The sequence below is a fragment of the Lactococcus fujiensis JCM 16395 genome (assembly GCF_002441655.1).
In the GTDB taxonomy this organism is placed as follows: domain Bacteria; phylum Bacillota; class Bacilli; order Lactobacillales; family Streptococcaceae; genus Lactococcus; species Lactococcus fujiensis.
Genome location: NZ_JXJU01000001.1, coordinates 154238 through 179923 on the forward strand (window position 1 = coordinate 154238; position 25686 = coordinate 179923).

21 protein-coding genes are annotated in these 25686 nt (G+C 36.7%); 20 read left to right on the forward strand and 1 reads right to left on the reverse strand.

Annotated elements, in window-relative coordinates:
• Positions 1-2 precede the first annotated feature (2 nt).
• The 17 genes from RT41_RS00735 to RT41_RS00815 all read left to right on the forward strand — a co-directional run bounded on the left by RT41_RS00735 (position 3) and on the right by RT41_RS00815 (position 20527).
• Complete coding sequence (locus tag RT41_RS00735; RefSeq protein WP_096816859.1) at positions 3-2330, forward strand: endonuclease MutS2; 2328 nt, start codon at positions 3-5, stop codon at positions 2328-2330.
• A 94-nt stretch (positions 2331-2424) separates the two neighbouring features.
• Entirely contained in the window at positions 2425-2739 is a 315-nt protein-coding gene (gene trxA, locus RT41_RS00740) for a thioredoxin (RefSeq protein WP_054639011.1), read from the forward strand.
• Between the two features lie 154 nt (positions 2740-2893).
• Positions 2894-3835, forward strand: a complete 942-nt coding sequence (locus RT41_RS00745) for an ABC transporter permease (protein WP_219524932.1) — start codon at positions 2894-2896, stop codon at positions 3833-3835.
• A gap of 9 nt (positions 3836-3844) precedes the next feature.
• Positions 3845-4750, forward strand: a complete 906-nt coding sequence (locus tag RT41_RS00750; protein ID WP_096816861.1) for a carbohydrate ABC transporter permease — start codon at positions 3845-3847, stop codon at positions 4748-4750.
• Positions 4751-4825: 75 nt separating this feature from the next.
• Positions 4826-6379, forward strand: coding sequence for a type 2 periplasmic-binding domain-containing protein (locus RT41_RS00755; RefSeq protein ID WP_096816862.1), 1554 nt, complete (start codon positions 4826-4828; stop codon positions 6377-6379).
• A 66-nt stretch (positions 6380-6445) separates the two neighbouring features.
• Entirely contained in the window at positions 6446-7081 is a 636-nt protein-coding gene (locus RT41_RS00760; RefSeq protein WP_096816863.1) for a DUF624 domain-containing protein, read from the forward strand.
• A 15-nt stretch (positions 7082-7096) separates the two neighbouring features.
• The gene (locus RT41_RS00765) at positions 7097-9322 is read left to right on the forward strand and encodes a glycoside hydrolase family 31 protein (RefSeq protein ID WP_096816864.1); all 2226 of its coding nucleotides are present in this window, start codon (positions 7097-7099) and stop codon (positions 9320-9322) included.
• Positions 9323-9382: 60 nt separating this feature from the next.
• Complete coding sequence (locus RT41_RS00770) at positions 9383-10387, forward strand: LacI family DNA-binding transcriptional regulator (RefSeq protein WP_096816865.1); 1005 nt, start codon at positions 9383-9385, stop codon at positions 10385-10387.
• 112 nt (positions 10388-10499) lie between these two features.
• The gene (locus RT41_RS00775) at positions 10500-11240 is read left to right on the forward strand and encodes a MurR/RpiR family transcriptional regulator (RefSeq protein ID WP_096816866.1); all 741 of its coding nucleotides are present in this window, start codon (positions 10500-10502) and stop codon (positions 11238-11240) included.
• Between the two features lie 118 nt (positions 11241-11358).
• The gene (locus RT41_RS00780; protein ID WP_096816867.1) at positions 11359-12756 is read left to right on the forward strand and encodes a glycoside-pentoside-hexuronide (GPH):cation symporter; all 1398 of its coding nucleotides are present in this window, start codon (positions 11359-11361) and stop codon (positions 12754-12756) included.
• A 56-nt stretch (positions 12757-12812) separates the two neighbouring features.
• A complete protein-coding gene (locus RT41_RS00785) occupies positions 12813-13829 on the forward strand; it encodes an aldose epimerase family protein (RefSeq protein ID WP_054639009.1) in 1017 nt (338 codons plus the stop codon).
• 15 nt (positions 13830-13844) lie between these two features.
• Positions 13845-15044 carry a galactokinase gene (locus RT41_RS00790; protein ID WP_096816868.1) on the forward strand — a complete coding sequence of 400 codons (1200 nt, stop codon included), beginning with the start codon at positions 13845-13847 and terminating at the stop codon, positions 15042-15044.
• A 55-nt stretch (positions 15045-15099) separates the two neighbouring features.
• The gene (galT, locus tag RT41_RS00795) at positions 15100-16581 is read left to right on the forward strand and encodes a UDP-glucose--hexose-1-phosphate uridylyltransferase (protein WP_096816869.1); all 1482 of its coding nucleotides are present in this window, start codon (positions 15100-15102) and stop codon (positions 16579-16581) included.
• 41 nt (positions 16582-16622) lie between these two features.
• Positions 16623-17606 (forward strand): UDP-glucose 4-epimerase GalE, encoded by a 984-nt coding sequence (gene galE / locus RT41_RS00800; RefSeq protein WP_096816870.1) that lies wholly within the window; start codon positions 16623-16625, stop codon positions 17604-17606.
• 90 nt (positions 17607-17696) lie between these two features.
• Positions 17697-18257 (forward strand): GNAT family N-acetyltransferase, encoded by a 561-nt coding sequence (locus tag RT41_RS00805; RefSeq protein ID WP_096816871.1) that lies wholly within the window; start codon positions 17697-17699, stop codon positions 18255-18257.
• A gap of 14 nt (positions 18258-18271) precedes the next feature.
• On the forward strand, positions 18272-19552 hold the full coding sequence (locus RT41_RS00810; RefSeq protein ID WP_096816872.1) for a DRTGG domain-containing protein: 1281 nt from the start codon (positions 18272-18274) through the stop codon (positions 19550-19552).
• A 48-nt stretch (positions 19553-19600) separates the two neighbouring features.
• The gene (locus tag RT41_RS00815; protein WP_096816873.1) at positions 19601-20527 is read left to right on the forward strand and encodes a DHH family phosphoesterase; all 927 of its coding nucleotides are present in this window, start codon (positions 19601-19603) and stop codon (positions 20525-20527) included.
• Between the two features lie 27 nt (positions 20528-20554).
• Here the strand turns inward: RT41_RS00815 and RT41_RS00820 are convergent, their stop codons facing one another.
• On the reverse strand, positions 20555-21511 hold the full coding sequence (locus RT41_RS00820; RefSeq protein WP_096816874.1) for an asparaginase: 957 nt from the start codon (positions 21509-21511) through the stop codon (positions 20555-20557).
• A 164-nt stretch (positions 21512-21675) separates the two neighbouring features.
• Between RT41_RS00820 and RT41_RS00825 the strand changes: the two genes are divergently transcribed.
• From RT41_RS00825 to RT41_RS00835, 3 genes are all read left to right on the forward strand, one after another.
• A complete protein-coding gene (locus tag RT41_RS00825) occupies positions 21676-23061 on the forward strand; it encodes a Cof-type HAD-IIB family hydrolase (protein ID WP_096816875.1) in 1386 nt (461 codons plus the stop codon).
• A gap of 174 nt (positions 23062-23235) precedes the next feature.
• Positions 23236-23478 (forward strand): hypothetical protein, encoded by a 243-nt coding sequence (locus tag RT41_RS00830; protein WP_054639007.1) that lies wholly within the window; start codon positions 23236-23238, stop codon positions 23476-23478.
• Between the two features lie 921 nt (positions 23479-24399).
• Positions 24400-25674, forward strand: a complete 1275-nt coding sequence (locus RT41_RS00835; protein WP_096817016.1) for a homoserine dehydrogenase — start codon at positions 24400-24402, stop codon at positions 25672-25674.
• Positions 25675-25686: the final 12 nt, after the last annotated feature.

The following is a 25686-nucleotide window of genomic DNA, read 5'->3' on the forward strand; positions in this document are numbered from 1 at the left end:
TTATGAATAAAAAAATCCTTCAAATCTTAGAATTTGATAAAATAAAAGAACAATTTGCAGTTCATTTAGTAACTGCCCAAGGAAAAGAAGAACTGGCAGCTCTGAAACCTTTGACTGATCCTATAAAAATTCAGTTCCTTTTTGATGAGTTAGCTGATTTTCATCTGGTAAGTCAAGAAAACGGAGCACTCAATTTGTCAAAAACAAGTGATATTTCTGAGTTCTTGCGTCGCCTAGAACTTGATGCCACTTTGTCAGGACGTGAATTTATTGAATTAAAAAAAGTCATTCAAGGAAGCATTAATATTACACGTTATTTCGAAGCTGCTGAAAATGTTACTTTTGATCACTTACAAGTGACAGTTGATAAACTGATTGACTTATCTTTGCTCATTAAAAAATTAGATATTTTTGATTCCTCTGGTATCTTATATGATAATGCTTCAAACGAATTGATGCATATTCGGGGACGGATTAAACGAAATCAGTCCGATATCAAGAAAATCATGCAAGAATTGCTCAATAAAAATACAGCAAATCTGACCGAGTCGATTATCACCGTTCGTAATGATCGTCAAGTATTACCTGTCCGTAGTGACAGTAAAAATAAAATCCCAGGTGTGGTTCATGACATGTCTGCCTCTGGACAAACGTTATATATTGAACCAAATGCGGTTGTTGCGCTGAATAATTCACTAAATCAGACCAAAATCGAAGAGAAAAATGAAATTTCACGATTGCTTCGCCAGTTATCGGAAGATTTGAAACCATATACTAACGACATCCGGCAAAATGCTTGGTTGTTAGGACATATGGATTTGATTAAGGCAAAGGCTAATTTTATGGTTCAGCAGAAAGCCTCTATTCCAATCCTTGCTGACCATAAAAATATCACTTTGTATGCTGCAAGGCACCCTTTAATTGATGCTAAAATTGTTGTTGCGAATACGATAAAATTTGAGGAGACACTCAATACAATTGTGATCACAGGTCCAAACACAGGTGGGAAGACGATCACGCTTAAAACTGTTGGCCTTTTAACAATTATGGCCCAGGCAGGACTCCCTATTCTGGTAGAGGAAGGGAGCCAGATACATCTCTTCAATGAAATTTTTGCTGATATTGGCGACGAACAGTCAATTGAACAATCTCTGTCAACTTTTTCAAGTCACATGACTAACATTGTTCGCATATTAAATGCGGCGGATTCAGAAAGTCTGGTTCTTTTCGATGAGCTAGGAGCAGGAACGGACCCCAAAGAAGGGGCAGCACTCGCCATAGCGATATTAGAAGATTTACGTTCGAAATCAATCAAAACAATGGCGAGTACTCATTATCCAGAGTTGAAAGCTTACGGTGTGGAGACGCCAGCTGTCATTAATGCCAGTATGGAATTTAATATTGACCAAATGCAACCCACTTATCATTTACAAATGGGTGTTCCTGGTCGATCAAATGCATTAGAAATTTCCAAACGACTGGGGCTTCCGGAAGCAATTATTCAAGGGGCGGCAAGCCAAATTTCGGAAGGTGAAAAAGATGTCAATCACATGATTGAAACGCTAGAAGAAAAAACGCAGGAAGTCATTCAAAGAACGCGCTCAATTCGCAAAATTGAGCAAGAAAATCAAGTGCTACATAAAGAGCTTCAACGTGCATTTGACCAGATTAACCGTGAACGTGAACGTGAACTTCAAAAAGCAAAAGTTGAGGCAAGTGAAGTAGTCAAAAAAGCCAGTCAAGAAGCTCAAGACATCTTAAAAAATCTCAATGAAAAGGCGGCGCTTAAACCCCATGAAATTATCGCAGCCAGAGCTGAACTTGATGCACTGACTCCAAACATCGATTTTAGTCAAAATAAAGTGCTCAAGAAAGCAAAAGCTAAACGTGGACTTAAGCAAGGCGCAAAAGTCAATGTTCTGGATTATGGACAGACTGGGACCTTGGTTAGACTAGAAAAAGATGGACGTTGGACAGTACAAATGGGTGCCATTTCAACTAAACTTTCTGAAGATCAATTTGATCTGATTGAAATACAAGAGCCTGAAAGTAAAACCAAAAATGTTACCAAAAAGGTATCTAATAAAATTAAAGCTCAACTTGACTTGAGAGGGATGCGTTATGACGAAGCTGAATTTGAATTAGATAATTATATCGATCAAGCATTAGTTGCAAATCTTTTACAAATTACGATTGTGCATGGGATTGGAACAGGTGTGATTCGGGAAATGGTCCAAAAAAAATTACAGCAAAATCGGCATATTAAATCTTATCAATTTGCTCCAATTAATGCGGGTGGCTCTGGAGCAACTATTGCGATATTGAAATAAATTCACCTTCAATCAGAAAAATTGAAAAGCAAGCCACTTTTCGTTAAAATATATTTATAAGAAATAGAGAAATAAAATTTTCTCTGGAGGAATGATGGAATATACAGTTACAGACGCTAGTTTTGAAGAAGAAACTAAAGAAGGACTTGTCTTGATTGACTTTTGGGCAACTTGGTGTGGTCCTTGTCGGATGCAAGCTCCAATTTTAGAACAATTAAGCGATGAGTACGATGAATCTGAGCTTAAGATTTGTAAAATGGACGTTGACGAAAACCCATTAACAGCACAAGGTTTTGGCATCATGTCAATCCCAACCTTGATGTTCAAAAAAGATGGGGAAGTCGTTAAACAAATTGTTGGTGTTCACTCTAAATCACAACTCAAAGCGCTTATCGAAGAACTTGGATAAAAAATTAAACCGGTGAAAGCTGGTTTTTTTTTATAAAAAATATGAAATTGATATTGACAAAAATTTGTGAAAGCGTTATAATATTATCAAAAGGTTTAACGTTAAACCAAAAATAATATCTTTTATTCAGATGACTGGAGAAGAGTAGATGGCAATGAAAATCTCAAAAAATGCTGTTCAACAAGTGAGGCGAGAGAGATCCAAAAGGAAAATCAAAGATAATACCTCTTTGTATTTATTGCTCGCACCCGCGACAATTTTATTAATCTTGTTTGCATACGTCCCAATGTACGGGCTGCTAATGGCTTTTAAGAATTATTCACCAGCGCTTGGAGTTTGGGGGAGTCCATGGGTAGGATTGATGTGGTTTCAACAGTACTTCAACTCTTATCAATTTTGGCCAACAATATTAAATACCTTAAAAATTGCTTTATATAGTATCGCATTCGGCTTTACTTTGCCGATTGGACTTGCTTTAATTTGTAATCAAATTAGAGTGCAGGCATTTAAGAAGTTTTTCCAAGTCACGACTTACTTACCTCACTTTATCTCTACAATGGTAATGTGCGGAATGGTGTTATTGTTTTTCTCGCCGTCAACTGGTATGATTTCAAATTTTTTAAATATTTTTCATATCAAAATGCCTGATATTATTGGAAACCCTAATGCATTTGCAAGTCTATATGTTTGGTCTGACGTTTGGCAACACGTTGGATGGAATTCGATAATCTATCTGGCAGCATTGTCGGCAATTGACCCTACTTATTACGAAGCAGCAACAATGGATGGTGCAACGCGATTTCAACAGATGTTGAAGATTGACCTTCCGCTATTGGTTCCAACCATGATGATCATGTTGATTTTGACTGTAGGACAACTCCTTAATATTGGTTTTGAAAAAGTCTTGCTTTTACAAAACCCACTAAATTTGCCAGGTAGTGAGATAATCTCAACTTACGTTTATAAAGTGGGTCTTCAATCCTTCCAATATTCGTATTCAACGGCAATAAATTTATTTCAAACAATAATAAATTTGGTTGTTTTAGTTACTGTAAACTTTATCTCACGTAGACTTACCAAAACTGGATTATTCTGAGGAATTATGATGTTAAAGAAAAACAAAAAATCGAAAAAACCGACAACTCTGAATGAAAAAATTTTCAACTTTGTAGTCTATGGTGTTTCAACAATACTCATTTTATTAATTATTTATCCACTATGGTTTGTAATTATAGCCAGCTTTTCAAATCCTCAAGATGTGGCTAGCGGTGCTGTTTGGTTATGGCCTAAAGCATGGAGCTTGAAGGGCTATGAGGTACTTTTTCAGCAGCCATTGCTGTGGCGTTCCTATTTCAATACAATTTTTTATACCGTTGCTGGAACATTATTTGGTCTCCTGGTAAATATCCCTGTTGCTTATGCACTTACAAGAAGAGATTTAGTGGGTAGAAAATGGATTTCATTAATGTACGTTATCCCAATGTTTGTGACTGGTGGCTTAATTCCAATTTATTTGGTAACAAAGAATTTTGGACTCTTAAATACCATTTGGGTCATGATCATTCCATTTGCAGTTTCTCCTTACAATATTATTGTAGCTAGAACATATTTTCAAGAATCAATTCCGGATGGTCTTTGGGAGGCTGCTCAGGTTGATGGATCAAGTACTCTACGATACTTTTTCACGATTGTGCTTCCATTGTCCAAAGCAATTCTTGCAGTCATTGGTTTGTGGACTGCAGTAGGAATTTGGAACTCTTGGTTTAACGCTCTAATTTATTTGAGCGATCCGAATTTACAGCCGCTTCAATTACTCTTACGACAGTTATTGATTATGAATCAAACATTGCAGACTCAAACAACTGGCGCAATGGCAACTGAACTTGCACAAACATCACAAATGATGCAATACGCATCAATTGTTGTGTCCACATTACCTATAATGCTTATATATCCTTTCTTACAAAAGTATTTTAATCAAGGTGTAATGGTTGGAGCAATTAAGGAATAATTTTCTACTTACAAAAAGTAGCCCTAAAAATGGTTTTAATTTTTATAAAAATATAGATTTATAGGAGAATCTAAAATGAAAAAACGTAAACTTATTGTTGGAGCCAGCGCAGCAGCATCAGTAATGGCAGCAGTGCTTATGCTTAGCGCTTGTGGAAGTAAAGCTTCGGATAATGCAGATAATTCTACAAATACAAGTTTTACCGTAGCAACAGACCGTTGGGCTGATTGGGGAACAGAATTTGAAAAGTATCCCAATAAATTAGCTAAAGAAGCTGGAATATCAGTGAAATGGGATGTTTATGTTGATGCCAACTGGGCTGATAAAAAAGCGACTATTCTTTCCAGTGGAGATTTACCAGATGCATTTATTGGAAATAATACATTTACAGACCAACAAATTGCACAAAACCAAGCCGATTTTATTGACTTAAGTAAATATATCAACAAGTCAACTATGCCTAATTTGACAAAAATGTTAGCAGAATATCCAGAAGTTAAGGCTGCGATTACAAATCCTGATGGAAAAGTTTACAGTTTGCCTAAAGTTGCCCCAATGCGTCCAACTGTAGCCAATCAATTGTTTATCAATCAGAAATGGTTGAATCAACTTGGACTTAAGATGCCTACAACCTATGATGAATTTGTTAATGTATTAGAGCAATTTAAAGAAAAAATTCCTGGTAGTATCCCATATGCAACAGGAAATTGGGACCCCGTTTTCTCTTATATCTTACCTTTTAACAATAGATTAGGGGCCGCTGGTACAAATGGAATGGTACTTAACGACGGTAAAGTTGCGTGGGCTTATGATACTGAACAGTACAAAGAAGGGATTCAAGCCATGCATGAAGCCTTCGCAAAAGGCCTAATTGACCCAGAAATGTTTACGCAACAAACAACACAAGCTCAGAACAAGATGATGGCTACAACTGAAAAAGTTGGAGTTGCTGCTGGATGGACAGCAGACGCTAATTTCGGCGCAAATGCGAAAGATTATGTTGCATTACCAGCACTTAAAGGACCTGACGGTAAACAATATATCATGAGTGATCCGGACCATTTTAATATGAGTCGTAATGAAGTTCTTGTAACAACACATGCAAAAAATGTTAAAGCCATGATGAAATGGTTGGATAAATTCTACACGGAAGATGCATCAATTCAAAACTACTATGGGGAATTTGGAGTAGGAACTGAAAAAACGTCAACTGGTTACACGGTATTGAAACCTACTGGTGAAAATTCAGCTGATACGCAAGCTTGGATTAATTCACTTCGTGACTTTGGGCCTAAAACATGGAGTAAAGCTGCAAGCAGTAAAGTAACATACCAAGACCAAAATAACGGTGATGCAATTAAACTCAAAATGGATGAAACATTGAAAGAATATGCGTTACCTGCCTTCCCAAATGTAACCTATACGACAGAAGAATTAAATACTGTTGCTCAAGTTTATCAACAACTTAGTTCGTATGCGACACAAATGCAAGCCCAATGGGTCACAAAAGGTGGTGTTGATAAAGATTGGTCAGCATATGAATCAAAATTGAAAACAATGGGATTGGATAAATTTATGAAAATCCAAAATGACGCTTATGCGCGTTATCAAAAGCAACTGAATAAATAAGAGTTTCATAAACGTCAGACAATGATCCGGTTTTCTGGCGTTTATGATTTATTAAAGGGGAGAGATATGGATAAACTCTTAAGTATTGATAGTCCAGTTATGAAGGGACTCACGTTCGTTGTGAACCTTGTCTTATTAAATATTTTGTTTATTTTGACGTCTTTGCCCATAATTACTGTTGGTGCAAGTCTTTGTGCATTACAAACTAGTATACAAAACATATTGCATAAAAAAGACAGTTCGATAACCAAAAATTATTTACGAATCTTTAAAGCGAATTTCAAAAATTCAACTTTATTTTATTTGGTTACGATTTTTTTAACTGGAATCATGTATCTAGATTTTAGGCTGATTAGTCGATTTCCAATTGTTGTGAAATATGGAATAGGAATGACAATTATACTTATAATTTTGTCACTCATTATTTTAATGTCATATTATTATGCCTACATTGGACGTTACGAAAATTCAATCAAGACTACTCTTAAGAATATTGGGATGATAAGTCTACAAAATTTATTTCAAACGATTTTTCTTGTTATTTACAATATTTTTATTATATATTTCACATTTTCAAGTCCAGCATCCCTTATTACGATGATTTATTTCGGTACTTTTATTGGATTTGCTTTAATAAATCTTGGTTCAGGAATCATAATCAAACAAGTTTTTGATAAAATTGAGGTAAAAAAATTCAATTAAAAAGGAACATTTTACATGATATATAAGACAATTACAAAAGGTAGTGCCAGATTTACTGTTATGACCGAACAGTTAATTCGAATAGAATATAGCCCAACTGGTGAATTCGAAGATGGACAAACACAGATTGTTCAGGACAGAAATTTTGAACAAGTTCATTTTGATGTCATTGAAAAAGAAAATGGCATTGAAATTTTGACTTCAAATTTACATTTATATTACTTGGGAGGGGTGTTTACCAACTCGAGTTTATACGCAGATGTAAAGTTCAATTTTTCAGTTTATTCAAATCGGTGGTATTACGGAAAATCATATGACGGTAATCTTCTCGGGACAACACGAACACTCGATAAGGTTGATGGTGCATGTGAACTTGATGAAGGCATTATGTCTCAAAATGGATTTACGATTTTAACTGACAACAGTTTGGTTTTAACAGATTCACAAGATATTTTGGGTAAATCGATGGATTCAATTGATATCTACTTATTTGCATATGGGAGAGAATACCGAGAAGCGCTGAAGGACTATTATCATCTTACGGGGGCAACACCACTTTTACCTCGCTTTGCATTAGGAAACTGGTGGAGTAGATTTTATGATTATTCAGAAACTTCCTATCTGGATCTGATGAATAAGTTTAAGAAGAAGAATGTCCCTTTGTCTGTTTCTGTAATTGATATGGACTGGCATCGCGTATCAGATGTCCCTAGTCGATTCGGTTCAGGTTGGACTGGATATTCGTGGAATAAGTCTCTTTTCCCTAATCCCAAACGTTTTTTATCTGAACTACATGATAAAGGTTTAAAGATCACATTGAATGATCATCCAGCAGATGGAATTCGCGCTTTTGAAGATGTGTATGCAACACTTGCCAAACGATTATCACTGAATGAAGAATTAGAAGAATCGGCTCAATTTGATTTCGATAACCCAGAATTTCGGAGAGGTTATTTTGAGGATGTCCATGGTCCACTTGAAGCAGATGGTGTTGATTTTTGGTGGTTAGACTGGCAACAAGGTTCGGTTTCTAGTTCAGGAGCTGATCCATTATGGCTAATCAATCACTACCAGTATCGAGATGCACAGAAAATCATGCCCAATAATATCATTCTTAGTCGTTATGCTGGGCCAGGAAGTCATCGATATCCGCTTGGTTTTTCAGGAGATACAGTCATTTCTTGGGAAAGTCTAGATTTTCAGCCCTATTTTACAACGACTGCCACAAATATAGGGTATACTTGGTGGAGTCATGATATCGGTGGGCATATGCAAGGATATAAGGATAATGAATTGTCTCTTCGATGGCTTCAGTATGGTGTGTTTTCTCCGATAAATCGACTCCATTCATCAAAATCGGAATTTACGAGTAAAGAACCTTGGCACTTCGATACTGATACTGAAGAATGCATGGAAAGCTTCTTACGTTTGCGGCATCGACTTATTCCCTATCTCTATTCAGCTAATGTGTTAACTCATGATGAGGGCTTGGCATTGATTGAACCCCTTTATTACAGATATCCTCTTGATTCAGAGGCTTATGAATATAGAAACCAATATTTTTTTGGATCAGAACTAATGGTAGCACCTATCACTAGTAAATCTATCAAAGAACTCGAACTAGGTAAAGTTAAAGTATGGTTCCCCAAAGGGAAATGGTATGATTTCTTTACTGGTCAAAAATATGATGGGGGTGTTGAAATCAGTATTTTCCGTGAAAAAACTCAAATGCCAGTCTTTGCAAAGGCTGGAGCAATTATTCCTTTAGATAAAAACCCAATGGAAAATAATGAGTTTCCTAGAGAATTAATGTGGTGTATTTTCCCTGGGGATAATGGTGAATATGTATTACATGAAGAAGGATGTAGAACTAAAATAGCTTTGAAAAATAAGCAGCTCTCATTGACGTTAGATTTTGACGATAATATTTCTGAAGCTATCAAAGAAAAAGTGATGAATCGCAGTCATCAAGTTATTTATGCGGGTCATACAATTTCTGATATTTACATTGGTGATTTCGATTTAGATTTACAAGATTTAAATGATAAATTTGATTGGAAATTTGAAAATGAATTATTCAGAAGGTTAGACATTGCGGAAATCAATTATGAGGAAAAGGACTATCTTTATCAGAAATTGTCTTCAATACCAGAATTTGATAAACGTGTTGCTTTTTTGAAAAATATCTCCTCCAAAGAGCTACAAGACAGTATATTTGAACTTGTTTATAGTGGAAAATAAATAAAAAGCTCTGTATAATAGTGATACAGAGCTTTTTAATAAATAAGTTAAGGAGTAGGCATGAAAAAAATCACCTTAAAAGAAATTGCACAGTTAGCTGGCGTATCTGTTATGACTGTTTCAAATGTAATTAGAGAGAACGATTCAAAGGTCTCGCTCGAAACGAAAGAGAAAATTCAATCGCTCGTAAAGAAATATAATTATGTTCCAAATCAAAATGCATCAAATTTGAGAACTGGGAAGTCGAGCTTGATAGGTGTTTTATTTTATTCCAATCGAAAAAATTCGACAACGGATTTCACGGATCCGTTTATTTCTTCAATCGTTACAGGTGTGAGTTCTGCTGCTAGAGAAAATGGATATTTCACAATGATTCATTCTGTTCAGAGTCCAGAATCAGTAGTAACTCTACAAATGAACTGGAAATTCGCTGGATTCGTGGTGATAGGACTACCCAGTGATGACTTTTATAAGATTGATTCTGTAATCCAAACACCTGTCAGTTACATTGATACCTATTGGCAGGAGGATAAGCCGTTGAAAAAGAAACCTCGTAACTTTATTGAAACGAATGAAAAAATGATTTCACGTAATGTTGCTTCCTTCATCAATGAATTACATCATGAGAATGTCTTGTTTTATAGTTTTGATTTTGATAAAAGTAAACCTAGTGTAATTCAAAAACGTTACCTTGGTTTTAAGGAAAAATTTCAGGGAAATATATTTGAGAGAAGTACTTCAAGTGCAGATTATCAAAGTATTTTACAATCGGTTAAAGATTATTTATCAGCTCAACCATTTACATTAATTTATACAACTGCAGATATTTTAGCTGTTAAGTTAAATCAAATATTTAAAGATATCTCAGTCATCGGAATTGACAACGCAGAATTTACAGATTTTGTAACGCCTAAGCTAACAACAGTCGCAATTGACCAAGTTAAAAAAGGGGAAGTAGCAATTGAACGACTTCTGGAATCAATTGAGAGCGGTACGTCAGCATATTATGAATTAGAGAGTCAATTAATTATCAGGGATAGTGCCTGGATAAATCAGGCAGAATGAAAAGTTAGTGATCTAATCTTTATTCACTTATTTTGACAGAGCAAACCCTTTAGTCTATAATAAAAAAGTCTTTTAACAAAGGGAGTTACGAAAGGTTAATTAGGGTGAATTAGTGACCAATCAAAAGTTGTCTAATGCAGAGAGTTATACTTGGCAAATTATTCAGGAGCATTATAAACAAGTGCCTAAGTTGTCGATTTCTGAAATTGCAGATTTAGCACATGTTTCGATTTCTACTGTGAATAGGACTGTCAAAAAGAAGGGTTATGCTGGTTATGCTGATTTCAGATATTCATTAGAGAAAAAGGAATTACCTCAGATTCAGGGCTTTTCTTCTGAGGTTTTAGTGGCCATTTCCAAAAATGAAGAAGAATTACTTTATACTATTCACGGAATTTCTGCCGAATCAATTGAAAATGCGGTTCAACTGATTGATTCAGCTTCTGAAATATTACTTTTTGCTCAAGGTCTTTCAGCAAATGCTGCCAAAGAAATGATGAAAAAACTGCAACTTTTTCATAAAAAGGTTAATCTGTATAGTGAGTCCGCCGAAATGCTTTATTATGCCAACTTCACAAACGCAAAAAGTCTAGTCATTGTATTGTCGCTGTCAGGTGAAACGGATGAAATTATTAAAGCATTAAAAGCTGCCAAGCAAAAACACGCTGTGGCTATTGGCCTGACGGTTTCATCAAATAGTCGATTGGCTCGATTGGCGGATGTGTCGCTTGTGGGTTATAAAAGTCCATTAGAGGTTAATTATTTTGACTTGGATGTTCATAGTCGATTACCCCTTTACATTTTGGTACGTGTCCTTTTTGATGCATTCTCAATTTTTCAAAAAAGAAAATAAGAAAATTTTGGAAAGGTTTCCAATACATTTTTGAATGTTGGAAACCTTTTCTTTGTGTAAAATGATACCATGTTTATGTAAGCGATTTTATTTATAAAATCAAAAAGGAGGTCCATCCATGAATGGTGGAAAAATGAAACAAAGAGTTTCATATATGTTAGGTGCGATTGGGCATGATACTTATTATGCTGCTATCAGTACATTTTTTATTGCTTTTGTAACAAGTCAAATGTTCGCTGGTTCTAAGCATGAAGATGCAATGATTGCTTTAGTTACTTCACTTGTTGTAATTATTCGTCTTATCGAAATTGCTTTTGATCCGATTATAGGCTCGATTATTGACAATACTCATACTAAATGGGGAAAATTTAAACCTTGGTTGGTAGTTGGCGGATTGGTTTCATCAGTCATGATCGTTTTGATGTTTTCAGATTTCTTTGGTCTTGCAAAAGGGTCAAATACAACACTGTTTATTATATTTTTTATTATTTCATTTGTCATTTTGGATGCCTTTTATTCATTTAAAGATATTGCTTTCTGGTCAATGATTCCAGCCCTTTCTTCAAAAAATGAAGAACGCGAAACTTTAGGAACATTTGCTCGTTTTGGTTCCGCCATTGGATCACAGGGGACAACTATTTTGGTTATCCCAATTACCTATTACTTTACCCAATTGATGACAGGCCATCATAGCCAAGGAGCTTCAGGTTGGTTCGCATTTGGCGTTATTGCTGCAATTGTATCAGGTGGAACAGCATTGATTACTGCTTGGGGAACAAAAGAAAATGATTCTGTTCTTCGTCAAGAAACGAAAAAAACAAGTACCGTCGATGTTTTCAAAGCTTTGTTTAAGAATGATCAATTAATGTGGCTTTCACTTTCATACATCTTATTCGCATTGGCTTACGTTGCCACAACTGCAACATTGATTTTGAATTTCACTTTCGTTTTAGGTAATGCGAGTCTTTACTCAATCACTGGTATTGTTGGATTTGTTGGTTCAATCTGTTTGGTTCCACTGTTTCCAGTTTTAGCCAATAAATTTGGCCGTCGAAAAGTTTTTACTGGTGCTGTCCTCTCTATGCTTATCGGCTATGCTATTTTTGTTATTGGTTCATCTGTTCCATCTACGATTATCGGTTTGATTTTCTTAACAACACCTTATCAGCTTGTATTCTTGTCAGTCTTGATGACAATCACTGACTCAGTTGAATATGGCCAGTGGAAAAATGGCGTTCGTAACGAAGCTGTTACGCTAGCGATGCGTCCACTGTTGGATAAAATTGCTGGTGCTTTTTCAAATGGTATCTTCGGTTTTGTAGCAATCGCTGCTGGAATGACAGGTTCAACTTACAATCCTGACAAAACTTACGGTGTTGGAACTTTCAAAATTTATGCCTTCATTGTTCCTGCAGTTTTGATGGTTATTTCACTTGCAATTTATCTCGGAAAAGTAAAATTGACTGAAAAACGCCATCAGGAAATTGTTGCTGAATTAGAAGAAAAACTAAAATAATATAATATTTATGATGAGCTAGTGGAAACACTAGCCATCATGGTTTGGAGAATTGTATGAAAATTTCAACCAAAGATTTTGGCCTTGGGTCAACCTTAATCAACTTTACGAATGAAGCGGGAGTTTCAATCTCATTTACAAACCTGGGGGCTCGCGTGGTCGATTGGATTGTGGGGAAGAAGAATATTATCTTGGGCTTTGAAACAGCTCAGGAGTACCTTGCGAAAGATGCTTATCCTGGTGCGACTATTGGTCGGACAGCGGGGAGAATTAAGAATGGGCAAGTTGTCATCAATGACAAAATTGTTCAACTCAACGAGAATGAATTTCCACAAACCTTGCACGGAGGTGAAGATTCTTTTCATACTAAACTGTGGTGTTTCGAAATTTTTGACCAGGGTGATGTTGCAGGTGTTAAATTTTATTTGACCTCAAATGATGGTGAGAATGGTTATCCTGGCAAATTGGATGTTGTCGTAACGCATTCATTTGATGAAAATTCATGTTGGGCCATTGACTATTTGGCTAAATCAACGAAGGACACAGTCTTTAACCCTACGGGGCACGTTTATTTCAACCTTAATGGGGATGCAAGTCAATCAGTTGGAAATCATACTTTAAAAGTGGCAGCTTCAAGATATGTCCCATTATTAGATAAAAGTCAGATTGTTCGTGGAGATATTGCCGATGTCAATCAAACGGGATTTGATTTTAGAGCTGAAAAACGAATTGACGATGCTTTTAATAGTAAAACGGATCAAATAGATCTCGTTGGTGGCCTTGACCACCCTTTCTTACTTGATGATGTTAGATTGGACAAAGAACAAGCACGCTTGGCCTTAGATAATTTGTCTGTATCTGTCAACACTGACCGACCAAGTATTTGTATTTTTACGGCTAACTTTGGAGATATGGGCACAGTATATCGCGGAAAGCCAGAAATTCATCACGGTGGAATTACATTCGAAACACAAATTGCTCCAGGTTCACAACAAATTCCTGAACTCGGTGATATTAGCCTTAAAGCTGGTGAAGCATACCATGCGACCACAACTTATACACTTAACTTTTAATGAGGAGAAATAACGATGTCAATAGTAGTAGAAAATAGCACAAACTTATCAGCAATGACAGCTAAATTCACTGAGGTATTCGGTGATTCTAAAAATCTTGCTTACTTTTTTAGTCCAGGTCGAATCAATTTAATTGGAGAGCATACAGATTACAATGGCGGCTATGTTTTCCCAGCTTCCATTACAATTGGAACCACGGGCTTAGCACGTTTGCGTCAAGACCAAAAAGTCCGTCTTTATTCGCTTAATTTTTCTGATCTTGGTGTGATTGAATTTGATTTGGCTGACGCAGATAAAAAAGATGAAGACCGTTGGTCAAATTATGTCAAAGGAATGATTACAATGCTCCAAGGTGCTGGTTACAGCATCAACCAAGGCTTTGAACTCTTAGTCAATGGAGAAATTCCTACAGCTTCAGGCCTTTCGTCATCGGCTTCGCTAGAACTTTTGGTCGGTGTTGTTCTTGATGACCTGTTTAAACTGAATGTTCCTCGACTCGAATTGGTTCAATTAGGCCAAAAGACAGAAAATGACTTTATCGGCGTTAATTCAGGAATTCTTGATCAATTTGCCATCGGGTTTGGACAGATCAACCAAGCTATTTTGCTTGATTGTAATACTTTAAAATATGAAATGGTCCCTGTTGAACTGGGAGATTACGATATTGTTATCATGAATACAAATAAGCCTCGAGCTTTGACTGAATCAAAATATAATGAACGATTCGCTGAAACAAGAGAAGCGCTCAAACGGATGCAAAGTAAACTCAATATCAATGCACTGGCAGAATTGTCCAACGAAACATTTGATGCGAATGCTCATCTTATCGGTGACGAAACACTCATTAAGAGGGCCCGCCATGCGGTATACGAAAATAACCGAACAATCGTTGCCCAAAAAGCTTTCGTTGCAGGTGATTTGGAAAAATTTGGTCAACTCTTAAACGACTCTCATGCCTCATTGAAAAATGATTATGAAGTCACTGGAATTGAATTGGATACTTTAGCAGAAACAGCCCAGCAACAGGACGGAGTACTCGGCAGTAGAATGACCGGTGCCGGTTTCGGTGGCTGTGCCATTGCTTTAGTCAAACATGATCAAATCGATGCTTTTGAAAAAGCAGTAGGTGACCGTTACGAAACCGTGGTTGGATATCCAGCCAGCTTTTACGTTGCTCAAATCGGTTCAGGCGCAACGAAATTGGACATTGATTAAATCAGTCATCAGTTATAAAAAAATGATGAAATGAATACTATTTAGAAAGTTAGAAATGTCAATTTATCAATCCATACAAGATTTTATTTATTTAGCAATCAAAAATGGCACGATTGAATCGATAGATGAAATCTATTGGCGCAATAAACTCCTTCAATTTTTGGGTCTAAATGATTGGCAAACGGTCAATGAGGAAGGGAAGGAACAGGATTCTCTTCAACTCATGGATCAATTGCTTTCTTTTGCCAAAAAACATGACCTTTATGATTCTACTGACGAAGAAGCCATGGAATCTGCACTGATGGATTTCATCACACCACGGCCGAGTCAAATTAATCAGACTTTTTGGAATAAATATCAAGATAGCCCAGATAAAGCCACTCAATATTTTTACCAGTTGGCTAAGGAAGTCAATCAAGTTAAAACGCGTGATATTGCAAGGAATATTGCTTATAAACACAACACGAAATACGGCCCGCTAGAAATCACGATTAACCTGTCAAAGCCAGAAAAAGATCCCAAAAAAATTGCGGCCGCAAAAAGCGCCGAAACTACAAATTATCCAGCTTGTCAACTTTGTATTGAAAACGAAGGCTATTATGGGCATGCTAATCACCCCGCAAGAAGCAACCATCGCATTATTAAGTGTGAATTGAACGGGGAAAAATGGGGCTTTCAATATTCGCCATATGCTTATTACAATGAACATTCAATATTGCTCAATGAAATTCATCAACCGATGGTCATAAATCAACGCGCCTTTGAGAACTTATTAGCCTTTCTAGACAAATTTCCGCACTATATGATCGGATCAAACGCAGATTTGCCAATCGTCGGAGGATCCATTTTGACGCATGACCACTACCAAGCTGGGCGTCATGAGTTTCCAATGGCAAAAGCAGGGATTCGTGAAGAAATTGAATTAAAACATTTTCCTACAATTCAGGCTGGAATTGTCAACTGGCCCATGTCTGTTCTTCGATTAGTAAGCACTGACCGAACGGAATTAATTCGAGCAGCAACGGCTGTATTGAAAAAATGGAAGACCTATTCAGACGTGAGCTTGGGAATCAAGGCTGTCACAGATGATGGAATTCTACATCATACGATTACCCCTATTGCGCGAATTCGTGACGGAAAGTATGAAATGGATTTAGTATTGCGGGATAACAATACAAGCAAGGAATTTCCAGATGGTATTTTCCATCCTCATAAAAAATTACACCATATCAAAAAAGAAAATATTGGTTTAATTGAGGTCATGGGACTTGCTATATTGCCTCCTCGACTAAAAACAGAACTGCGTGAAGTCGAGAAATACCTCCTTGATGAACCCAACCAGATGAATAAAATTCATCTAGAATGGGCCAATGAACTTAAGGAGAATCAAGACTTTAACAGCGACAATATTGAAGAAAAAGTAAGAGGAGCAGTAGGCGATATCTTTTTGGAAGTGCTAGAGGATGCAGGCGTTTTCAAAAATGATGCCGAAGGTGCAAGCGGATTTGCCCATTTTATTGCATTTTTGAATGACTAAAGCTATACTAGTAATTGTAAATAAAGTAATTGGAGAATAATATGACTGTATTAGTATTAGGTGGAGCAGGCTATGTCGGAAGTCACGCTGTTGATATGTTAATCAAAAAAGGATATGATGTTGCCGTTGTTGATAATTTAGTCACTGGCCATCGTGAGGCAGTTCCATCCACTGTTCGTTTCTATGAAGGAGACGTGAGAGACCGAGCCTTTATGGAGAAAGTGTTCACCATCGAAAAAAATATTGAAGGTCTCATGCATTTCTGTGCTTATAGCCTCGTTGGAGAATCGATGCAGAGACCTGCGATGTATTTCGACAATAATGTCGGCGGTTGTATTACTATTCTGGAGATGATGGAGCAATTTAATGTAAAACACATCGTTTTCTCATCTACGGCAGCAACTTTTGGTGTTCCAGAAGAAAGTCCCATTTCTGAAAAAACGCCACAAAATCCAATCAACCCATACGGTGAATCAAAACTTATCATGGAAAAAATGATGAAGTGGCAATCGGAAGCAACAGATATGACCTATGTGGCCCTCCGTTATTTCAATGTTGCTGGTGCAGCTGGAGATGGACATATTGGAGAAGCACATAAAAATGAAACGCATTTGATTCCGATCATTCTGCAAGTCGCTCTTGGTAAACGGGATCAAATTACGATTTATGGTGATGATTACAAGACTGAAGATGGAACTTGTGTCCGCGATTACATTGATATGGAAGATTTAATTAACGCCCACATTAAGGCGCTTGAATATCTGAAAGCTGGTGGAATGTCGGATCAATTTAATTTAGGCTCATCACACGGCTATTCAAATCTTGAGGTGCTTGAAACAGCTCGAAAAGTCACTGGAAAAGAAATTCCGAGTCAAATGGGTGAACGTCGACCAGGCGATCCAGATAGTCTTGTCGCAGACAGCACAAAAGCTGGCGAAATTCTTGACTGGCACGTGGCACACGATCTTGAGCATATCATCGAAAATGCTTGGAAATGGCATTCAAGTCACCCTGATGGCTATTAAAATGAAAATACCTATTCTGGTATTTTTTTATTTTTATGGAAGCTAAGATGAAATGTGTTATAATACAGTTAAAAGGGAAAAGGAAAAACAATGGATCTGTACTTGCTTGAATGTAAACTGGCTGAATTTAATTGGATTGAAAGCAAGCGTTTAGTTTTAAGGCCGTTTGCTTTTCAAGATGGCCCTGACTTTTTTAATTTTGCCAACGATATTGAGAACATGAGATATGTTTTTCCACCACTATTAACGCTTGCTGATACAGAATTGTTTATTGTCAGAAATTTCATGAGGGAACCACTGGGAAATTGGGCGATTGAGGGGAAAGATAATAATAAATTGATTGGACTCGTCCATATTACAACATTGAATAAAAAAGAACAGACAGCTGAAATTGGCTTTTTATTGAGTAAAAAATATTGGCATCAAGGACTTATGACCGAGGCACTTCAAACCTTACTTTATTTTTGTTTTCAAGAATTTCAGTTGAAAGCAGTCAATTTGATGATTGACGAAGAAAATCGAGCCTCTCTTGGGCTAGCTCAAAAATTAGGGTTTCATATTGGTCAAAAAGTTAAAGGAAAAAATCAAAATACAAATCAAATGCACATTTATTACAAATGCCAATTGAATGCACGAGATTATCAAGAATGAATTGAAGGATTAATATGTCAAAACATGAAGAAATTTTAACATATATTGAAGGCTTGGATATTGGAAAACAAGTTAGTGTCCGCGGTATCGCCAATCGCATGTCAGTCGCTGATGGAACGGCTTATCGTGCCATAAAGGAGGCTGAAAATCGAGGACTCGTTGCTGTAAATGATCGTTCAGGCACAGTGCGGATTTCTGCAAAAGGTCAAAAAGTAGCCAATCGTTTAACCTTTGGCAAACTGGCAGTCATCGCAAATGCGGATGTTCTTGGTGGACTTTCAGGGCTTGAAGTTGAATTTAGTCGTTTTGTTATTTCAGCTATGACTTTGGAATCATTTAAACACTATTTGGAACCAAATGGTCTTGTCATTGTTGGAGATCGTCGTGATATTCAAGAATGTTCACTAAAAGAGGAAAATGCTGTCTTAGTAACCGGTGGCTTTGACGTGGATAAAGATATTATTGATTATGCTAATAAAAAAGGAATTCCATTGCTCCGAACCAGCTATGATACTTTTACGGTTGCAAGCCGAATTAGTCATGCGCTTTCAAATGAATTGATTAAAAAGGACATTTTAACGGTTGCCGATGTTTACCATCAAAATCGTGCGACGCTTACAGAAGAAAATACGGTTAAAGATTTTCTTGATTTAATTAAAAAGACCAATTCAAGTCGTTTTGCTGTGCTTAACCGTTATCGCGTGGTCGTTGGTGTGATTGCCATGCGTGATGTCAATCATGTTGCCAATGACACCCCAATTGGTCATGTCATGACATTTCCAAGTGTTGCCACTTTGGAGATGACCGTTGCTTCGGTCAGTCAAAAAATGATTTATGAAGGCTACGATATGATGCCTGTGGTAAATTCTGATCATACATATGCAGGGATTATTTCAAAAACTGACCTCTTGCAAAGTTTACAAAAATCGCAAGAAGAAAGTCAGATTTTGCAAACGTTCAGCGATGATATTTCGGATCATTTGATTGAAAAAGGCTCTGCCTTTGAAATCACCGTGGAACCTTTCATGATTGACCCTGTTGGTAAAGTTTCCAATGGCGTCTATTCAGAAATGGTGAATTTGATTGCTCGGCGCGTGATGGAAAAAAGACGCCGAAGAAATATCATCATTGATTCGATGACCGCACATTATTTTAATACAGCACAGATAGACAATGTGCTTGAAATTTATCCCAAAATTATTTCTGAAAGTCGTTTGGGTGCAATGATTGACTGCGAGATTTATCACGTCAATTCGATTATCGGAAAAATCTCAGTTAATGTACAGTTAAGTTGATCAAACTATGACTATGGTATAATAGAACCAAAAATGAAAGTGAATAATATGAACGAAATTTTAGAAAAAATTAAAGCTTATGACACGATATTAATTCATCGTCATAAAAATCCAGATCCCGATGCGATTGGTTCACAGTGCGGCTTGAGAGCTGTTTTACGTGCTACATTTCCTGAAAAAAAGATATATGCTGTGGGGTATGACGAGCCAACTTTAGAGTTTTTAGCATTGATGGATCATATTGAGTTGCCTGAAAATGAAAAATATTTGTCCATTGTTTGTGATACAGCAAACCGCCCACGAATTGATGACGATCGATGGCAGACGGCCGACCTCCTTATAAAAATCGACCACCATCCAAATGATGATGCTTATGGGGACATTCAGTTAGTGGAAGACTATCGTTCATCGGCATCTGAAATTGTTTCCGATTTTGCCTTTGAAAATGGTTTGGATATGAATGCCGAAGCAGCACGCTTACTCTATGGGGGAATCGTTGGAGATACAGGACGCTTTTTATACCCTGCTACGTCACCAAAAACATTATATCTTGCTTCAAAATTAGCCGAATTTGATTTTGACCGTTCAGCATTGGGACGCGAGATGACATCTTTTGATATGAAAATTGCTCGTTTACAAGGCTATATTTATGAAAATCTAGAAGTTTCAGAGAACGGCGCAGCACGAATTGTGCTCACACAAGCACTTTTGAAACGCTTTGAAATAACTGATGCAGAAACATCAAAAATTGTTGGCGTGCCAGGAAGTATTCGGACAGTGGAATCGTGGGCAATTTTTGTTGAACAAATCGACGGTCATTATCGAGTTCGAATGCGTTCCAAAACGCACCCAATAAATGAAATTGCTAAAAGACATGACGGTGGGGGGCATTTATTGGCATCAGGTGCGAATTCATTTTCATTAGAAGAAAATGAACAAATCTGGGAAGAATTGCAGGCCAATTTAAATCAATAAAAAAAACTGTCAGTACTGACAGTTTTTTTAATTCTCCATAAATTCAACGAGATTCTCAACTTTAGCATTTAAACCAATAATCATTTTAATTCTTGCCTTTTGAGAATTTACTTCTGGTGCGAACATGACCCCCGCAGAATGTAATTGAGATCCGCCCCCCTCATAATCATAAACAGGTTCAGCGATACCGTTGAAGCAACGAGAAACAAGGACAACTGGGATCTTTTCAGCCAATATTTTTTCAACCGAATGAGCCGCAGCGGGTGGCATATTACCTGCCCCAAGCGCTTCGAGAACAAGTCCATCCAGTTTTTTTGTATCAAGCAAATCAAAGATCTCACCGTTCATTCCGGCATAACATTTGACAATTGGAACATTTCCAGAAACAGATTGAATATCCATATGCTGATTTTCTGAATCTCGATGGAAATAGAAGATTTTATTTTTAGTTAATAAACCAAGGGGACCATGTGTTGGAGTTTGGAAAGTAGAAAGATTTGTCGTATGGGTCTTGGTCACGAAACGAGCCGAATGAATTTCATCATTCATGACAACGAGAACACCACGATGATGAGAATCATTGTCCGCAGCGACGCGAATCGCGGTCCGTAAATTATAAATTCCGTCAGTGCCTAATTCATTGCTTGAGCGCATGGCACCAGTGATGACGATTGGCTTTCCACGTTGAATCGTAGAATCTAAGAAAAAGGCTGTTTCCTCTAAAGTGTCCGTTCCGTGAGTAATGACAACGCCATCGAAATCTGATGCAAAAGCAGCTGTAATACGGTTTTTCAGAACGAGCATGTGCTCTAAAGTAATGTGCGGACTTGGTAAATTAAAAATGTCTTCAGAAATAATTTCTACTCGATTTGAAGGCAAAATTAACGCATTTAAAGGATTTTGTTCATTTGGTGTGACATGACCATTTTCATCTTCAGCCATTGAAATTGTTCCACCAGTATGTAAAACTAATATTTTTTTCATATCTTCCTCATTTTTTGTAATTTTTAATTGAGATGTAAAATTAATCGCACTATTTCTTATTATATCAAATTTTTTTTCAGAAATAGCAAACACATCATGAAATCAGACACGGTTTAGGGTATAATTTAGATAGAAACTTAGGATATTCTTAGAAAAGAAAAGTTATGAAAACAAAAGCAGTATTTTTTGATTTAGACGGCACATTATTTACCTCAACGCGAGGTGTAGCAGGATCAACTAAAAAAGCGATTGAAGAACTCAAAAGAAAAGGGATTTTTGTAGGGATTGCTACTGGTCGTGGACCCGCTTTTGTCTACCCTTTTTTGGAGGATCTCAAAATAGATTTTGCTGTTACATATAATGGCCAATACATTTTCACGCCCAAAGAAGTAATTTTTGAAAATCCAATTGACGAAATGACATTGCGGAAGATTGTTACTTTTTCACTTGAACATCACAGAGATATTTCGATTGGTACATCGCAAGGTGTCAATGGGTCAGGCTTGCTCAAATTTGGGGAGACAAGAACAGCAGGGATTTTGGCAAAAATACTCCCTAAAGGCGCTTCAGATGTAGCGAAAACGAGTATGAAACACGTTTTCCGTCGCGTTTTTCCGCAAGCGAATTTTACTGAAATTCTCAAAGAGCCAGTCTACCAGATCATGATGATTGCGCCTCGCTCTGACACAGCTGAACTGGAGAAAGTATTTCCTGAATTACAAGTGACACGCTCCAATCCATATTCTGTTGACTTGATTCCACGCGGAGTGGGAAAATTAGCTGGTATTCAAAAATTAGGCCAGGTTTATGATTTTGATTTGTCTCAGGTCATATGTTTTGGTGACTCTGAAAACGACATGGAAATGTTAAAAGGTGCTGGAACTGGTGTTGCCATGGGAAATGCCCAACAAAATGTCAAAGCAATCGCCGACCATGTGACAGATAACAATAATTCCGATGGGATTGCTAAAGCGCTGGATTATTATGGCATTATTGAATTTGAAAATGGCAAAGAATTTTTGTCTAAAGATGATAATTTTAATAAAGTCAAGGCCTTCCACAAATCAATGGACGGTCAAACCCAGCAAATACCCCGAGCTTTCCCACCAATGGAGGCCAGTTTCCGTGCTGGTTTTAAGACCGAAGAACTCGTTGAATTTCTTTATGCATCAGCCAATGGGGACAACGATAAATTTGAAGCTCAAGTCGAACAAATGCACCATGATATTGATAAAGCCGTAAACAAAATTAAGGCAAAAAATAAGCCAGTTGAAGACGTCTTAACTGCAGAGACCGATGCCATGATTGATCTACTTTATTTGACCTATGGTAGTCTTGTATTGGCAGGGGTTGATCCTTATGAAATATTCAATGTGGTTCACGAAGCCAACATGTCCAAAATATTCCCTGATGGTCACCCTCATTTTGACCCTGAAACACATAAAGTTTTAAAGCCGGCAGATTGGGAAGAAAACTTTGCTCCAGAGAAAAAAATTAGAAAAGAACTCGACCGACAAATCCGAGTGGCTCAACGTAAAGTAAATAAATAAAAATAAAAACATGAGAACAATCATGTTTTTATTTTTTTGAAATATTAAAGATGTAAAAAAACAAAATGAAAGCCTTTTTATAGTAGAAATTTTTCTCTAAATGTTGTAAAATAATCAATAGAATACGACGAGTTATTTTAATGTATGATTACAATTTTTACGAAGGAGCACAAAATGAAAAATTATTCTGCAATCATTATTTATTGTGATTATCTCGAAAAAGAAGAAGAAGATGAAATTGATTCTGAAGTAGAAGATATTGTAATGGAGGCAAGAAATTTTGCGATTAGTAACAATGGAAATGGACTAAACACAACCACGATGCAACGAATTTTGAAATATTCGATTGCTAATGGTTTTGATACGATTGAACCTTTAAGAAATTTAAAAAGATTAATTAACATCTACAACGAGTAATTTATGCCACAAGGAATTGATGAATGGTTGCATAAAAAGAAGTATTAAATTCCAAAAAAGAGCGTTTGAACTTGAGAATTTTAAAATCATTCATCTTCCACCTTACAGCCTCGAAAAAATGTGAGTTAGGAAAAGTGATGCTGGACTTTTCCAATGTAGAAAATGCGCTGAAGATGATGCACATCCTCTTTTTGAATATACCTATTGACTTGATAATGGAGAAGAAGATTATTTTTCAGAAATATTTATTCAAGTAGATAAAGCCTATGATAATGACGATGTTGTCACTTTACAAAAAGTGTATCAGGAATCAATTGAACGTGACACCTTAGGTCTTTTAGCTCCAGCTAATAAGGCTGCTTTTGCGTACTCATATTTAATGATCTAACCAAAGTGGCTGATGTTCTTTTTGGAGTTACTGTTTGGCCCTCATTTGAACTTTTCATCTTCTATTACACGTCTCACAGTTCATTTGCCACTATGTCAAATCGCTTTGTATTGATTTATTTTTTGAATTGATTTATTTAATAATATTGTTTTTTTGTTGCGAATCGAGAGTACCGAATTCGTATTGTCAGAACAAAGTCTTTAACTTGCATTGTATTGAATAAACCTAGGTCTTTTTGTAACCGACAGACGAATTTACACGTGCCTTTTTCAAATTTGGTCAGGCATTAATTCAATGCAAAAAAATGAAAACAGTCTTGCGAAACGATAGAAGGAGTTCAGATCTTTAATTTTTTAGGTGACAAGGTTCTGGCTAAGTAATAGAATCAGTTTGTAGTAAGATATCGGGACAAAGAATCCGAATTGAGAAAAATCAAAGGGGGAGAGAAGGGAAAATCACTGCTGATTTTACATTGTTAATAATATTTACAGAATATTATGTATAGTTCGGAAAAATTGTGGTAAAATATGAACATGAAAAAAATTAAGATTGGATTGTTGGGTTGCGGTACAGTGGGAAGCGCCACTTATGAAATTTTGCAAATGAATGCGGATAAAATTGCGCAAAAAACGGGTGTTATAATTGAAGTTGCACAAGTATTTGTTCGATCGATGGAAAAAAACTATCCAGTACCCAAGCGACTATTAACCACTAATTTTCAAAACATGTTGGATAACCCCGAGCTTGAAATCATTGTTGAACTCATGGGAGGAATCGAACCCGCATCAACATATATGCTTCAAGCCCTAAAGGCAAAAAAACATGTGGTAACGGCAAACAAAGCAGCAGTGGCAGCTCATTATGCTGATTTGATTCAAATGTCGGCAGAGAATCAAGTCATGCTTCGATTTGAGGCATCTGTAGCTGGAGGAATTCCAGTTTTAGATGCCCTTCAAGCACCGTTGAACTCAAATGAGATTGAAGAAGTTTTGGGAATTGTCAATGGAACTACGAATTATATTTTGACACAGATGATTGAATCTGGAAAATCGTACGAGACTGCACTGAAATTGGCTCAAGAAAAAGGATTTGCTGAGGCTGATCCAAGGGCGGATGTTGAAGGAATCGATTCAGCTAATAAATTATCAATCTTATTGGCATTAGCTTTTGATGAAATCGTTCCTGTTGAAACCATTCCAACCAGCGGGATTTCTCAACTCAAATCTGTCGACATTAAACAAGCTGGAGACTTAGGATATAAAATAAAATTATTAGTTCGAGGAAAAAAGATGGAGGGAAGTTTACAGGCCTCTGTTCAACCAATGCTTGTTCCCAAAGATCATATGTTAGCGGCTGTCTCCAATGAATTTAATGCCTTGCTTATTAGAGGAAATGCGGTTGGAGATTTGTTATTTTATGGTCGGGGGGCAGGAGGTCTTCCCACTGCTAGCGCTGCTGCTGGCGATATTATCGAAATAGCAAATGCAATTGATAAAAATGCAGCTTTTGACACTTATGTCAATAAATTATCCCAAAGTCAATTAATTTTTAGTGGCGAGGGGGAAAATGCCTATTATGTACGCTTGACCGGACAAAACCGCCCTGGAACATTAGGCCATATCACAAGTCTTTTTGGAAAAAATGATATTTCGATCGAATCTGTTACTCAAGTAGCAAAAGACGAGTGTGCCAGTATCGTTTTTATCATTCATGAGATAGCACGTGAAAAATTGGATCGCGCAATTAGAAAAATCTTAAACCTTGATGATGTCCTTTCAGTGGATTGTATTTTGAGCGTCATCACTTAATTTAACTGAAAA